The organism is Aestuariicoccus sp. MJ-SS9, from assembly GCF_032586235.1.
Taxonomy (GTDB): domain Bacteria; phylum Pseudomonadota; class Alphaproteobacteria; order Rhodobacterales; family Rhodobacteraceae; genus Aestuariicoccus.
This window is the reverse complement of sequence record NZ_JAWHTD010000035.1, coordinates 1-12523: the sequence shown is the minus strand read 5'-3', so window position 1 is coordinate 12523 and position 12523 is coordinate 1. Positions and strand designations below refer to the sequence as shown.

The window sequence follows — 12523 nt, the reverse complement described above, 5'->3', positions numbered from 1 at the left end:
TCCACCCGCGCTAGAGCCAGAACCGCTCGCGCACGACGACCCGGCGCGGGCCATCCGGCGCCATCACCGTCAATTCCGTGCCCTCGTCCCAATGCGTCATCCGCACCATCCCGATGGCCACGTTGGTGCCGAAATCCGGGCTCCAGGCCGCGCTCGACACCTGGCCCACACGCCGTTCGCCCGCCATCACCGACCAGGCACGGTCGCAGCCCGGGGCCGCCGGGCCGTCGATTTCCAGCGCCCGGATCTGGCGCACCGGCCCTTCCTGCGCCACCCGCAGCAGCGCGTCGCGCCCCACACAGCCGATGGCCGTGGCCGTGTTGCAGAACCGCCCCAACCCGCATTCATGCGGCGTGTGGCTGCGGTCCATGTCGTTGCCATAGGACAGCAGACCGGCCTCGATCCGCTCGATCAGGTTGGGACAGCCCGCATGCACGTCCAGCCCCCGGCCCGCCTCCATCAGCGCGTGCCAGAGCGGCATGCCGATGTCGCCGCCCTCGACGTAAATCTCGAACCCGCCCTGCTTGGAATAGCCCGACCGGGCGATCACCATGTCGCGGCCTTGAAAGTCGAACACCCCAAAGCGAAAGAACCGGATGTCGCGCACACTGTCGCCAAAGACCGCCGCCATAAGATCGTCGGCCTTGGGCCCCTGGATCGCCAGCGGCGACACATCCGGCTCATCCACCAGCACATCGAGCCGGTAGCCATAGGCGATCCCCTTGACCCACATCAGCAGATCGGAATCCGCGATCGAGATCCACCAGCGGTCCTCCGCGAGCTTCACCGCCACCGGATCGTTCAGCATGCCGCCGGTCTCGTCGACGATGGGCACATAATAACACTGCCCCGGCAACATGCCGCGCAGATCGCGCGGCGTCAGCATCTGCATCAGCCGGCCGGAATCCGGCCCGCGCAGCTCCACCTGCCGCTCGCAGGCCACATCCCAGACCTGCACCGCCTCCTTGAGATGCCGGTAATCCTCTTCCACCGACCGAAAGACCGTCGGCAGCAGCATGTGGTTGTAGACCGTGTACCCCTTGACGCCCGCGGCCTCGACGCCCTCGGAAAACGGCGTCCGCCGCAGCCGGCGCGACGGAGAAATCAGCGCCATGTCACACCTCCCTTGCAACGCAAAACGGGATGGCGGGCGGGGCGATGCGCATCTGCGCGAGCGGCGTCCGTCATCACAGCCAGGGTCCCTCCTGCGGCATGAAGGCCAGATCGCTCACCGGCGCGTCGGCCCCGGCGGCGCTCAGCATCGCATGGATCTGGCCGCGGTGATGGGTCTGGTGATTGAACATATGCGCCACGCATTGCCAGCGCGGCCGCGCCATCTCCTGCCCCGTCGACCCCGAGTGCCACTTCACCGTGCCCGTCAGCTCCACCGCCTTCAGCCGCTCCGCCCAGAGCAAGAGCCGCGCATCCAGCCGGAACCGCGCCACCGCCCATTCATGCGCATTGGGCGTCAGCTCCGTACCGGCCTCTCCGGCGTCGCCCTCGGGGCCCGGACCGGCGCCCAGCCGCTCCATCCACAGCATGTCGGCCCAAAGCAGATGGTTCGCGGTCTTCAGGATCGACCCGAAAAAGGCCTTGCGGTCCTTGCGCAGCGCGGCCTCGTCCAGCGTGTCGAAAGCCGCCTTCATCTGCCGGTTCTGCCAGGCGTTGTAGCGCGCCATGACCACGCAATAGACCGGATCGAGCCTCACGGCTTGGGGCCTTTCCAGTCGATCGGGCAGATCTCGGCCGACTTGCCGCTGAAATCCCAGACCTTGCCAAAGTCGCGGACCTTGGATTTGAGCCCCTTGGCGGCGATAATGTCCGGCCCCATCCAGTATTTCGAATTGGTGATCATCACCGGATGATCCGGGTTCCCGCCATCGATCATCTCGATCTCGCCCTGAATCTTGCGCCCGATGAAAAGCCCTCGCCGCTTGCCGTCGCGCACGATTTCGACCTTCTCGCGCTCGGCGCCCACGATGTCCGAGACAAGCATGGTGAAAAGCCCTGTGGTCCCTCCCGCCTGCCCCGAGAAGATCCGCAAAAGCCCGTTATAGGCCTTGCCGCTGGCGCGTTCGTCCACATAGGCCGCCACCTGCCAGCCGCCCTCGGCCATGCGACCCGGGATATAAACCATCAGCCCGACGTTCAGCCCCGACAGATCCTCGCCCTCGAAATGACCTTCGTCGATGGCGATGCCCATCCAGGCCTTGCAATCGCCCTCGGTGGGCGGATGCTTGCCCAGCGACACCACGCAGGGGCAGAAGGCCTCGCACGAGCAGTTGAGGATCAGCTCGCCCTTGATGGCCCACTCCGTCGGCGACATCTTGCGCCGCTTGGGGTTTTCCATCCGCTGGTCGATCCGCTGACTGACCGGCAGCTTGTCGCTGCCCGGAACCCGTTTCACCGCCATCTTATCCTCCCATCATTAGGGGCCACGCCAGAACGGCCGCACCGGCCGCGATCAGGGCCGCCCCCATCGGTTTCACCACCGCATGCCCGATCTGGGGCAGCTTTTCGATCACCATAAAGAGCGTCGCCGCCCCCATCCACAAAAGGCTCATCACCCCGCCGACAAAGCCCAGCGCCATGAAGCCCCAGCAGCACCCGGCGCAATAAGCCCCAAGCGCCGCACCCATGCGCAGGCCGCCGGAAACACCGGGTTTCCAACGTCCGACGAAATAGAAGGCCGGCGCGTGGCAGACGCCGTGGCAGACCTCCTTGGCGCGGGTGAACTGGAACGCGCCCACCGCGATCAGCAGCCCGCCCTGAAAGACGCGGGTCGTGCCGATGCCCAGCATGTCGATCACCCCGGCGTAAAGCAGCGCCAGCTGGACCGCGGCCATCGCCGCCGCCACTCCGACCCAGACCGCCGAATAGCCCGCCAGAACCGCCAGCCAGCCCGCGCGCGTGGCGCCGGCGCTGACCATCAGGTCCTCGTAGGCACGCAGGGTGGGCACCAGCGTCGGCAGCATCATCGCCGCCATCATCACCGCCCACATCGCGAAGAGCGGCCCGAACTCGGCCATCGGCATATACATGTCCATCCGCGGGTCCATCCCGCGCATGGCCTCGGCCATGGCACCGGGCCGGCCGATCAGATCGACCCCCATGCCCGTCGCCATCATGTAAAGCCAGGCCCAGGCCGCCAGGATCGCAGCGAAAAACGCCAGCCACATGCCGCTGCGGATCATCTGCTGCATGGTCCGCCCTCCCATCGGCGACTCAACTCTTGCACTCTTAAATGTCAGACCATTAAATGTCTGACAAATGAAAATTGATCCGCAAAGCCCCAAGGACCTCTCTGCCCAGATCGCCGGGGCGATCCGCGACGCCATCGTCGAGGGGCGTCTGATCGTCGATGAACGCCTGCCCTCCGAGGCCGAGATGGCGGACCAGTTCTCGGTCAGCCGCGCCACGGTGCGCGAGGCGCTCAAGCGGCTCGCGGCGCAATCGCTGATCCGCACCCAGCGCGGCGCCACCGGAGGGGCCTTTGTCAACCGGCTGTCCTTTGAAGAGGCTTACGGCCAGCAGGTCACCACCTCGACCCTGCTTTTGTCGATGAACGCGGTCAGTTTCGATGTCGCCTGCGAAGCACGCTACGCCATGGAACGCGCCTGCGCGCCGCTGTCGGCGGCGCGACGCAGCGCCGATCACCTGGCGGCCATGCGCGCCGAGATCCACCGCCAGCGCCAGCCCGATCTGTCCGACGAGGCGTTCTGCGCCTCGGACGTGGCGTTTCACCGCGCGCTTGTCGACGGCGCGGGCAACCCGGTGCTGAGCTACCAGCTGGCCGGTGCGGTCGAGGCGATGCAGCCGCTGATGAACATGATCACCTTCACCGCCCGGTCCCGCGAACGGATCGTCACGCTGCATACCCAGATCGCCGACGGGCTCGAGGCACGGGACGCCGACTGCGTCGACCGGCACCTCGTCACGCTGGAAACCTACACCCGCCGGCTTGCCCGCAACGTGATGGAGGCCCGCGCCGCGCGCGGCTGACCGTATCTGCCCATGGGCGCTTCCCTCGGCAAGGCAACGCGCTAGTTGGTTTCGAGACAGGGGGACCATCATGGCAGAGCTGATCAATATCGCGCTGGCGGCGCTGACCATAGGTTTCGGCCTGTTCGGATTTGTCGCGCCGCGCTTCACGGCCTCTGCGCTGGATTTCCGGACCGATGGCAGCACGATGGGGCTGAGCGAACTGCGCGCCTCGGCCGGGGGGCTTTTCGTGGCGATGGGCGCGGTCTGCATCGTTACGGGCGCGTCCTGGGCCTACGGTATGCTGGGCGTCGCTTATGCCGGCGCCGCGGCCGGGCGCGCGGTGTCGATCCTGTTCGACAAACCGCCGATGCCCAAGGCGCTTGTCTGGTTTCTTTTCGAGGCCCTGCCCGCGGCCTGGCTGATCGGCGCGAATTTCTGACGGCGCTTACGGGTTGTTAAGGGGTATTGGCAGAGCATGCCGCCATGCACATGACGACAAGACCTCTGTCACCCGACATCTGGCTGCACGATCTTTTCGCGACACGCGCGGTGCAGAAAGGCGATGTCCTGCGCCGCAAGGCCCGGGATATCGAACGGATCGTCGGATGGGAGGCCTTTTGCGCCGAGGTTCGACGCCGTGGCTTCCGCGCATACCGCAACGGCGCGCAGGTGGTGATCTTCTGCAACCAGGACAGGATCGAGCGCATTGCCTGACGGTGCATCGTTTTCTTTGCAAGAAAGCGGACGCCCGCGGCAATGACCCCCTTTGCAAACGCCGCATGCGCGCCTATATTCCAAGTGTTCCCGCAAGGGGGCTATGGACATAAACGCGCTCGTAATAAGCGGATCGGACCCGGGGGCGGTACCCGGCGGCTCCACCAAATATCCCGTCGTTGGGGGATCCTGGGGCCGAAATAGGATCGACGAACGTCTAAAGGGGTTTGCTTTGTCCCGGTGAGTTACCACCGTTATCGGTACGTTAAGCATAATTGCCAACGACAATCGTGCTCCGGTCGCTCTGGCTGCGTAAGCAGTCCGAAAGATCGAAATCTAAGCCCTTGCGCCTAGCCGCGTAAGGCGGGGTTCGCAGGCACCTGGCAACAGAAGCCTGCACTTTCAGCCAATTCCTGCAATCATCGGCTTGACGACTGCCGGCTCGGGGTTTCGCATGGCGCGACCCATCACAGAGCCCATCGCATGTCCGCACCCACGTCCCCCGGCCTTTCCGAACTGACCCGCGTCTTTGGGCGAATCGGCCTGCTGTCTTTCGGCGGGCCGGCGGCGCAGATCGCGCTGATGCATCGCGAACTGGTGGACGACCGTCCCTGGCTGACCGAACGTCGGTTTCTCCGGGCGCTCAGTTTCTGCATGATGCTGCCTGGCCCCGAAGCGATGCAGCTGGCCACCTATGCCGGCTGGCGGCTGCGCGGTGTCGCGGGCGGGCTTCTGGCCGGCGGGCTTTTCGTGGGGCCGGGCGCCATCGCCATCGCCGTTCTGGCTGTGCTTTACGCGCAATACGGCGCGCGCCCCGAGGCGACGGCCCTGCTGACCGGCATCAAGGCCGCAGTCATCGTCATAGTGGTCCAGGCGCTGATCCGGCTATGGCGCAGGGCGTTGGCGGGCCCGCGCGACGGCGCCATCGCCACCTTGTCGTTTCTTGGGATCTTCGCGTTTCAGCTGCCGTTTCCGGTGATCGTCGGGGCCGCGGCGCTTTGGGGCGCCGCCAGCGCCGTGCCGTCCGCCACCAAGCCCGAACCTGGCCCAGCCCCGCCGCCGCCTTGGCGCTCGGCGGGGCTTTGGCTGAGCCTGTGGCTGGGTCCCTTGGCGGCGCTCTGGCTTACGGGGCAGACCCTCCTCTTCGAGCTTGGTGCGTTCTTTGCCAAGCTTGCCGTGGTCACCTTTGGCGGCGCTTATGCGGTGCTGGCCTATATGGCGCAGGAGGTCGTGCAAACGCGCGGCTGGCTGTACGCCGGCCAGATGGTCGACGCGCTGGGGCTGGCCGAGACCACGCCCGGGCCGCTGATCCTGGTCACGCAATTCGTCGGCATGACCGCCGGCCACGCGCAGGGCGGCGTGGCCATGGCGCTGCTGGCCGGCGCGCTGACTCTGTGGATGACCTTCGTGCCCTGCTTTTTGTGGATCTTCGCGGGGGCGCCTTATATCGACCGCCTGCCCGGCCATCCGCGGATCGAGGCCGCCCTGGCCGCGATCACCGCGGCGGTGGTCGGCGTAATCCTGAACCTGTCGCTGTGGTTCGCCATCCACGTCCTCTTTGCCCGCGTCACGCCCACGCAGATCGGCCCAGTGCGGCTGCCCTGGCCAGATATCGCGAGCCTGGATTCACACGCGCTTGCGCTGGTCGGGCTCGCCGCGATTCTGGCCGGGCCGCTGCGGCGCGGCCTGTTGCAGATGCTGCTTATCACCGCCGCCGCGAGCTGGTTTCCGACCTGGATCTGAGCCCGGTTCGGGCGCCGGAAAATTTCCGTCGGGGTGCCCTTTCACTTCGCGCCAAATGCAATATGCTGGCCTGAATTCTGCAAGGGGTAGGACGGCATGTCTCGGGGCATCGACTACGGAAATCTCATGCATCGCGCGATGCGCGGCCTGATTCGCGAGGTGCTGGAAGGCGTGCGCGAGAACGGTCTGCCGGGCGACCACCATTTCTTTATCACCTTCGACACCGCCCATCCGGATGTGGAAATCGCCGATTGGCTGTCGGATCGCTATCCCGGCGAAATGACAGTTGTCATGCAGCATTGGTTCGACAATCTGGATGTGGGCGACGAGGGCTTTGCCGTCACGCTGAACTTCGGCGACGCGCCCGAGCCGCTTTATATCCCCTATGACGCGATCAAGACCTTTGTCGATCCTTCGGTGGAATTCGGGCTGCGGTTCGAAACCCAGGACGAGGACGACGACCAGCCGACCCCGCCCAACGGCCCGCGCGGGATCGACGAACGCCCGGCCGCGGCCGAGAAAAAGCCCGACGGTCCGAAAGAGGCCGATGTCGTGCGGCTCGATTCCTTTCGCAAGTAGCGCGGCCTGCGCGCACGTGGCCGATTGCCCGGCGCAACCGGAACCGCTAAACGGCATGCGACCGTATACAGATGGAGCGTGACATGGCCACCACCCGTACCGAAACCGACAGCTTCGGCCCGCTTGAGGTTCCTGCCGACAAGTATTGGGGCGCACAGACGCAGCGGTCGATCCTGAACTTCCCCATCGGCTGGGAACGCCAGCCGGTGCCGATCATCCGCGCGCTCGGCGTTGTCAAGAAGGCCTGCGCGCAGGCCAACCTGGCGCAGAGCACTATCGACAAGACCATCGGCGAGGCCATCGTGGCCGCCGCGACCGAGGTGATCGAAGGCAAGTTCGACGACAACTTCCCGCTGGTCGTCTGGCAGACCGGATCGGGCACGCAGTCCAACATGAACGCCAACGAGGTGATCTCGAACCGGGCGATCGAGATGCTGGGCGGTGTCTTGGGGTCGAAGGATCCGGTGCATCCCAACGACCATTGCAACATGGGCCAGTCCAGCAACGACACCTTCCCCACCGCGATGCATGTGGCCATAGCCATGCAGGCGCGCGACGTGCTGCTGCCGGGGCTGCGCAAGCTGCACGCCGCGCTGGTCGCCAAGTCCGAGGCCTTCGCCCATATCATCAAGATCGGCCGCACCCATACCCAGGACGCCACCCCGCTGACGCTGGGCCAGGAATTCGGCGGCTATGCGCATCAGGTCGCCAAGGGGATCGAGCGCGTCGAGGCCTGCCTGCCGGATATCTACGAACTGGCGCAGGGCGGCACGGCGGTGGGCACCGGGCTCAACACCCGCAAGGGCTGGGCCGAGGCGGTGGCGGCCAACATGGCCGAGATCACCGGCCTGCCCTTCGTCACCGCCCCCAACAAGTTCGAGGCGCTGGCCGCCCATGACGCAATGGTCATGTTCTCGGGCGCACTGAAGACCGTGGCCGGTTCGCTCTTCAAGATCGCCAACGACATCCGGCTGCTGGGCTCTGGTCCGCGCTCGGGACTGGGCGAGCTGATCCTGCCGGAAAACGAGCCCGGATCGTCGATCATGCCCGGCAAGGTCAACCCCACCCAGGCCGAGGCGCTGACCATGGTCTGCGCCCATGTCATGGGCAACGACGCCGCCGTGGGCTTCGCCGGATCGCAGGGGCATTTCGAACTGAACGTCTACAACCCGATGATGAGCTACAACGTGTTGCAGTCGATGCAGCTGCTGGGCGACAGCGCCTCGGCCTTCACCGACAACATGGTGGCGGGGATCGAGGCAAACGAGCCGCGTATCGAGAAGCTGATGAAGGAATCGCTGATGCTGGTGACGGCGCTGGCGCCGACCATCGGCTACGACAACGCGACGAACGTGGCGAAAACGGCGCACAAGAACGGCACCACGCTGCGAGAGGAGGCGGTCGCGCTTGGGTTTGTCGATGAGGAAACCTTTGACCGGGTCGTGCGTCCGGAGGACATGATCGGGCCGAAGGGCTGATGTCGCGGGCGGGAGCGAGGGGCCAGCCCCTCGCGCTCCCCGGGATATTTTTGACCAGATGAAGATGAGGGGGCCTTTGTCTTGGCGAAGATCGTGAACCTGAACCGGTTTCGCAAAGGCAAGGCGCGGGCCGAGAAGCGCGCCGAAGCGGACGAGAACGCGGTGCGGTTCGGGCGCAGCAAGGCGCAGAAAGAGCTGGAGGCCGCGCGCGCGGAAAAGGCGCGGCGCGATCTGGACGGCAAAAAGAGCGAATGAGCGGACGGCCGGTCAAACGCTCGCTGACCCTGAGCGGCCATCGCACCAGCGTGTCGCTGGAGGACGCTTTCTGGCAGGCCTTTCGCGAAATTGCCGCCGCGCGCGGCATGCCGATCAACCAGCTGGCCGCCGAGGTGGATGCGAACCGCGACATGGATGTGGGGCTGGCCTCGGCGATCCGGGTCTTTGTTCTGGACCACTACCGCAAGGGCGAATAGGGCTGGCCCCTGCCCTTGCAGAGGCGTAACCGGAGGGCCCTAGCCATTTGCCGGAGCCTGCCCTTTGTCCCCTGTAATGCGCGCCATCACCACGATGATCCTGTCCATGGCGCTGCTGGCGCTGAGCGACATGTTCATCAAGCTTGCCGCCGCGCGCGTGCCTGTGGGCCAGGTGATGCTGCTTCTGAGTCTCGGCGGCACCCTGCTGTTCATGCTCATGGCGCGGCTGCGGGGCATGAAGGTTCTGACGCGGCAGGCGCTGCATCCCATCGTGCTGGCGCGCAACGGGTTCGAGATCATCGGCGGCTTTGGCATCGTGCTAGGCATCGCGATGATCCCGCTGTCGGTCTTCGCCGCGATCATGCAGGCCGCGCCGCTGGTCGTGACGCTGGGGGCGGCGCTCTTCCTGCGCGAGCCGGTGGGGTGGCGCCGCTGGGCGGCCATCGCGGTGGGACTGACCGGGATGCTGCTGGTGATCAAGCCGGGGACCGAGGCCTTTGCGCCGGCCTCGCTCTTTGCTGTGATCGGGGTGACCGGGCTGGCCGCGCGTGACCTCATCACCCGGATGATCCCGGACGAGATCCCGTCGCTGGCGCTGTCGACCTGGGGCTTTGCCGCCACCATCCCGATGGGCGCGGTCCTGCTCTGGGTCATGGGCGACACGATGACGCCCGACGTGCCGGGGCTCTGGGCCATCAGCGGCGCGGTCGTCGTGACCACGGCCGGATACTATGGCGTCACCACCGCGATGCGGCTGGCCCCGGCGGCGATCGTGTCGCCCTTCCGCTATTCGCGTCTGGTCTTCACCATGGGGCTGGGCGTGCTGGTCTTTGGCGAACGGCCCGACGCCACAACCCTGACCGGCGCCGCCATCGTCATCGCCGCGGGGCTTTATACCTTTCTGCGCGAGCGGCGGCTGGCGCGGCAGGGACAGGCACGGTAGGATCGGCACGTTAGCGCAAACAGACGCGTTTCACTTTGCCCCAACCCCTGTTATAGAACGGCCAAACATTTGCCTTTCAAGGGACAGACATGAGCACAATCATCGACATTCACGCCCGCGAAATCCTCGACAGCCGGGGCAACCCCACGGTCGAGGTCGACGTCACGCTGGAAGACGGCACCATGGGCCGCGCCGCCGTGCCCTCGGGGGCCTCGACCGGCGCCTATGAGGCGGTCGAGCGCCGCGACGGCGACAAGGCCCGCTATATGGGCAAGGGCGTTCTCGACGCGGTCGCCGCCGTCAACGGCGAGATCGCAGAGGCGATGGTGGGCATGGACGCCACCGAGCAGGTCGCGCTCGACTTGGCGATGATCGAGCTGGACGGGACCGACAACAAGGGCCGCCTGGGCGCCAACGCCATCCTCGGCGTGTCGCTCGCCGCCGCCAAGGCCGCCGCGGATTACACCGCGCAGCCGCTTTACCGCTATGTCGGCGGCACCTCGGCGCGCATCCTGCCGGTGCCGATGATGAACATCATCAACGGCGGCGAACATGCCGACAACCCCATCGACATCCAGGAATTCATGATCATGCCGGTGGCCGCCGACACGATCCGCGACGCCGTCCGCATGGGATCCGAGGTGTTCCACACCCTGAAGAAAGAGCTCAGCGCCGCCGGCATGTCGACCGGTCTGGGCGACGAGGGCGGCTTTGCGCCGGAACTGGGCAGCACCCGCGACGCGCTCGATTTCATCCTGAAGTCCATCGAAAAGGCCGGCTACAAGCCGGGCGAGGATATCCACCTGGCCCTCGATTGCGCCGCGACCGAATATTACAAGGACGGCAAGTACGAGATGGCGGGCGAAGGCAAGTCGCTCACCTCGGCCGAGAATGTCGACTACCTGGCCGGGCTCTGCGCCGATTACCCGATCATCTCGATCGAGGACGGCATGTCCGAGGACGATTGGGAGGGCTGGAAAGCGCTGACCGACGCCTTGGGCGGCAAGGTGCAGCTGGTGGGCGACGATCTTTTCGTCACCAACCCCGCGCGTCTGGCCATGGGGATCGAGAAAGGCTGCGCCAACTCGATGCTGGTCAAGGTGAACCAGATCGGCTCGCTGACCGAGACGCTCAAGGCCGTCGACATGGCGCACCGCGCGCGCATGACCAACGTCATGTCGCACCGCTCGGGCGAGACCGAGGACGCCACCATCGCCGATCTCGCGGTCGCCACCAACTGCGGCCAGATCAAGACCGGCTCGCTGGCCCGGTCGGACCGCCTGGCCAAGTACAACCAGCTGATCCGCATCGAGGAAATGCTGGGCGAAGTGGCCGAATACGCGGGCCGCTCGATCCTGCGCGGGTGAGCGTCACATCGGTTTCCCGCAGCGTTCAAGCCCGTCTCGATGAGGCAATGGGTCATATGAACGCTGCGGGGATGCTCGAGCGAAAACTCGATCCCACGGTCGGCCACAGCGCAACGCTCCTGAATACTCTCGCATTCGAAATCCTTCTCAAAACGGTCTTTTTAGCTACAAGATCGAAATTAAAGGGATCACACAATTATCGGGAGATCTGGCTTGAGTTGCCGCAGGAGGTCAGGCGCTCAATCCTAATTAGCGCGTGCGATAGGTTCGTAGGACACGCAGACTACATGAAGCTGGGAACGCTGCTGAAAGACTGGCGGAAAACCTTCGAGAAAGCGCGCTATAGCTACGAAGCAAACGATTCTCGTTCGGATGACGCGCTCGAAAAGGCGTCATCGAACTGGGACGAACCAGATTTCAATTTTCATCCCATCGAATTGCAGGGGCTAAACGAATCCATGTTGAACTGGCTTCGAAAATGGGTGGACAGACTTGAACAACGGCAGAAGCAAGTTGGGAATGATCAACTCCCAGGCTCGGGCTCCTGATAGACGCCCTGCGCCTTCAGCGCATCGACCACCTCTTTCGGCATGTAGGTCTCGTCGTGCTTGGCCAGAATCTCCGAGGCCTCGAAGACGCCGTTCACATAGCGCCCGGTCCCGACCATGCCCTGATTCTCCTCGAAGAGGTCCGGCAGCACGCCGGTATAAGTCACCGGCACCGAGGCCCCGCCATCGGTCACGCGAAAGGTGATCGCCTCGCCCTGCCCGCGCCTGAGCGACCCTTCCTCCACCAGCCCGCCGATGCGGAAGGTCTCGGACGGCCCCGGCGGCTCGGCAATGACCTGGCTGGGCGCGCGGAAAAAGTTGATCCCGTCGCGCATGGCGTATCCGATCAAGGCGGTCGACACGACCAATGCCACCGCCGCCAGCGCCACCACCTGGATCCGCCGCTGCTTCTTGAGCGATTTCAATGCCATCTGCACCCCTCCCAAACTCCGACATCAATATAGGCACAATCGCGCCCCATGTGGAGAGCCCGCGCAAAATGCCGCGCCCCAACCCGTTTCATCTGGTCCAAAATATCCCGGGGGTCGCCATTGTTGCGCCATTGGTCCGAGAGATATTTTCGACGAGGCAGCGCCCTTCCCTGCTTCTTCTTGGTCAAAATACTCCGGGGGGTCTGGGGGGCAGCGCCCCCCAGCCGGGGGGGGGGGGGCGCCCCCCCCCCCCCCCCCCCCCC

The 12523-nt window shown here is 65.4% G+C and carries 16 protein-coding genes and 1 other RNA gene; 12 read left to right on the top strand and 5 right to left on the bottom strand.

The features are described 5' to 3' along the window. Positions 1–10 precede the first annotated feature (10 nt). From RXV88_RS18145 to RXV88_RS18130, 4 genes are all read right to left on the bottom strand, one after another. On the bottom strand, positions 11–1114 hold the full coding sequence (locus RXV88_RS18145) for a dimethylsulfoniopropionate demethylase (protein ID WP_316294914.1): 1104 nt from the start codon (positions 1112–1114) through the stop codon (positions 11–13). A gap of 73 nt (positions 1115–1187) precedes the next feature. After that, on the bottom strand, positions 1188–1709 hold the full coding sequence (locus tag RXV88_RS18140; protein ID WP_316294913.1) for a DinB family protein: 522 nt from the start codon (positions 1707–1709) through the stop codon (positions 1188–1190). Continuing rightward, positions 1706–2413: a DUF1326 domain-containing protein gene (locus RXV88_RS18135; protein ID WP_316294912.1), complete on the bottom strand. Its 708-nt coding sequence runs from the start codon at positions 2411–2413 to the stop codon at positions 1706–1708. The genes RXV88_RS18140 and RXV88_RS18135 overlap by 4 nt, the downstream gene beginning before the upstream one ends. A gap of 1 nt (position 2414) precedes the next feature. Then, the gene (locus RXV88_RS18130; protein ID WP_316294911.1) at positions 2415–3203 is read right to left on the bottom strand and encodes a DUF2182 domain-containing protein; all 789 of its coding nucleotides are present in this window, start codon (positions 3201–3203) and stop codon (positions 2415–2417) included. Between the two features lie 67 nt (positions 3204–3270). Here RXV88_RS18130 and RXV88_RS18125 point away from each other — a divergent pair, with 67 nt between their 5' ends. The 12 genes from RXV88_RS18125 to RXV88_RS18070 all read left to right on the top strand — a co-directional run bounded on the left by RXV88_RS18125 (position 3271) and on the right by RXV88_RS18070 (position 11829). Then, complete coding sequence (locus tag RXV88_RS18125) at positions 3271–4002, top strand: FadR/GntR family transcriptional regulator (RefSeq protein WP_316294910.1); 732 nt, start codon at positions 3271–3273, stop codon at positions 4000–4002. A 70-nt stretch (positions 4003–4072) separates the two neighbouring features. After that, the gene (locus RXV88_RS18120; RefSeq protein WP_316294909.1) at positions 4073–4423 is read left to right on the top strand and encodes a DUF4345 family protein; all 351 of its coding nucleotides are present in this window, start codon (positions 4073–4075) and stop codon (positions 4421–4423) included. A 50-nt stretch (positions 4424–4473) separates the two neighbouring features. Next, positions 4474–4698, top strand: coding sequence for an N-(5'-phosphoribosyl)anthranilate isomerase (locus tag RXV88_RS18115; protein ID WP_316294908.1), 225 nt, complete (start codon positions 4474–4476; stop codon positions 4696–4698). A 47-nt stretch (positions 4699–4745) separates the two neighbouring features. Beyond that, positions 4746–5099, top strand: a transfer-messenger RNA (tmRNA) gene (gene ssrA, locus RXV88_RS18110). Between the two features lie 82 nt (positions 5100–5181). Continuing rightward, complete coding sequence (gene chrA / locus RXV88_RS18105; protein ID WP_316294907.1) at positions 5182–6441, top strand: chromate efflux transporter; 1260 nt, start codon at positions 5182–5184, stop codon at positions 6439–6441. 96 nt (positions 6442–6537) lie between these two features. Beyond that, positions 6538–7020: an SspB family protein gene (locus RXV88_RS18100; protein WP_316294906.1), complete on the top strand. Its 483-nt coding sequence runs from the start codon at positions 6538–6540 to the stop codon at positions 7018–7020. A gap of 83 nt (positions 7021–7103) precedes the next feature. Continuing rightward, positions 7104–8498 carry a class II fumarate hydratase gene (fumC, locus tag RXV88_RS18095; protein ID WP_316294905.1) on the top strand — a complete coding sequence of 465 codons (1395 nt, stop codon included), beginning with the start codon at positions 7104–7106 and terminating at the stop codon, positions 8496–8498. Between the two features lie 81 nt (positions 8499–8579). Beyond that, positions 8580–8753 (top strand): DUF4169 family protein, encoded by a 174-nt coding sequence (locus tag RXV88_RS18090; RefSeq protein ID WP_316294904.1) that lies wholly within the window; start codon positions 8580–8582, stop codon positions 8751–8753. Beyond that, positions 8750–8971 carry a ribbon-helix-helix domain-containing protein gene (locus RXV88_RS18085; protein WP_316294903.1) on the top strand — a complete coding sequence of 74 codons (222 nt, stop codon included), beginning with the start codon at positions 8750–8752 and terminating at the stop codon, positions 8969–8971. Before RXV88_RS18090 ends, RXV88_RS18085 begins: the two co-directional genes overlap by 4 nt. Positions 8972–9047: 76 nt before the next feature. Beyond that, positions 9048–9914, top strand: coding sequence for a DMT family transporter (locus RXV88_RS18080; protein WP_316294902.1), 867 nt, complete (start codon positions 9048–9050; stop codon positions 9912–9914). Positions 9915–10003: 89 nt separating this feature from the next. Beyond that, a complete protein-coding gene (gene eno / locus RXV88_RS18075; RefSeq protein ID WP_316294901.1) occupies positions 10004–11281 on the top strand; it encodes a phosphopyruvate hydratase in 1278 nt (425 codons plus the stop codon). Further along, entirely contained in the window at positions 11278–11829 is a 552-nt protein-coding gene (locus RXV88_RS18070; RefSeq protein WP_316294900.1) for a hypothetical protein, read from the top strand. The genes eno and RXV88_RS18070 overlap by 4 nt, the downstream gene beginning before the upstream one ends. On the opposite strand, the gene ccmE is transcribed toward RXV88_RS18070, so the two are convergent. Further along, the gene (ccmE, locus tag RXV88_RS18065) at positions 11805–12254 is read right to left on the bottom strand and encodes a cytochrome c maturation protein CcmE (protein WP_316294940.1); all 450 of its coding nucleotides are present in this window, start codon (positions 12252–12254) and stop codon (positions 11805–11807) included. The genes RXV88_RS18070 and ccmE overlap by 25 nt on opposite strands. Positions 12255–12523: the final 269 nt, after the last annotated feature.

Excerpts from the sequence above, each read along its gene's own strand:
- fumC (WP_316294905.1), top strand. The coding sequence starts at position 7,104 with ATGGCCACCACCCGTACCGAAACCGACAGCTTCGGCCCGCTTGAGGTT.
- RXV88_RS18120 (WP_316294909.1), top strand. The coding sequence starts at position 4,073 with ATGGCAGAGCTGATCAATATCGCGCTGGCGGCGCTGACCATAGGTTTC.
- RXV88_RS18085 (WP_316294903.1), top strand. The coding sequence starts at position 8,750 with ATGAGCGGACGGCCGGTCAAACGCTCGCTGACCCTGAGCGGCCATCGC.
- RXV88_RS18125 (WP_316294910.1), top strand. The coding sequence starts at position 3,271 with ATGAAAATTGATCCGCAAAGCCCCAAGGACCTCTCTGCCCAGATCGCC.
- RXV88_RS18145 (WP_316294914.1), bottom strand. The coding sequence starts at position 1,114 with ATGGCGCTGATTTCTCCGTCGCGCCGGCTGCGGCGGACGCCGTTTTCC.
- RXV88_RS18135 (WP_316294912.1), bottom strand. The coding sequence starts at position 2,413 with ATGGCGGTGAAACGGGTTCCGGGCAGCGACAAGCTGCCGGTCAGTCAG.
- RXV88_RS18115 (WP_316294908.1), top strand. The coding sequence starts at position 4,474 with ATGACGACAAGACCTCTGTCACCCGACATCTGGCTGCACGATCTTTTC.
- RXV88_RS18100 (WP_316294906.1), top strand. The coding sequence starts at position 6,538 with ATGTCTCGGGGCATCGACTACGGAAATCTCATGCATCGCGCGATGCGC.
- RXV88_RS18130 (WP_316294911.1), bottom strand. The coding sequence starts at position 3,203 with ATGCAGCAGATGATCCGCAGCGGCATGTGGCTGGCGTTTTTCGCTGCG.
- chrA (WP_316294907.1), top strand. The coding sequence starts at position 5,182 with ATGTCCGCACCCACGTCCCCCGGCCTTTCCGAACTGACCCGCGTCTTT.
- RXV88_RS18080 (WP_316294902.1), top strand. The coding sequence starts at position 9,048 with ATGCGCGCCATCACCACGATGATCCTGTCCATGGCGCTGCTGGCGCTG.
- eno (WP_316294901.1), top strand. The coding sequence starts at position 10,004 with ATGAGCACAATCATCGACATTCACGCCCGCGAAATCCTCGACAGCCGG.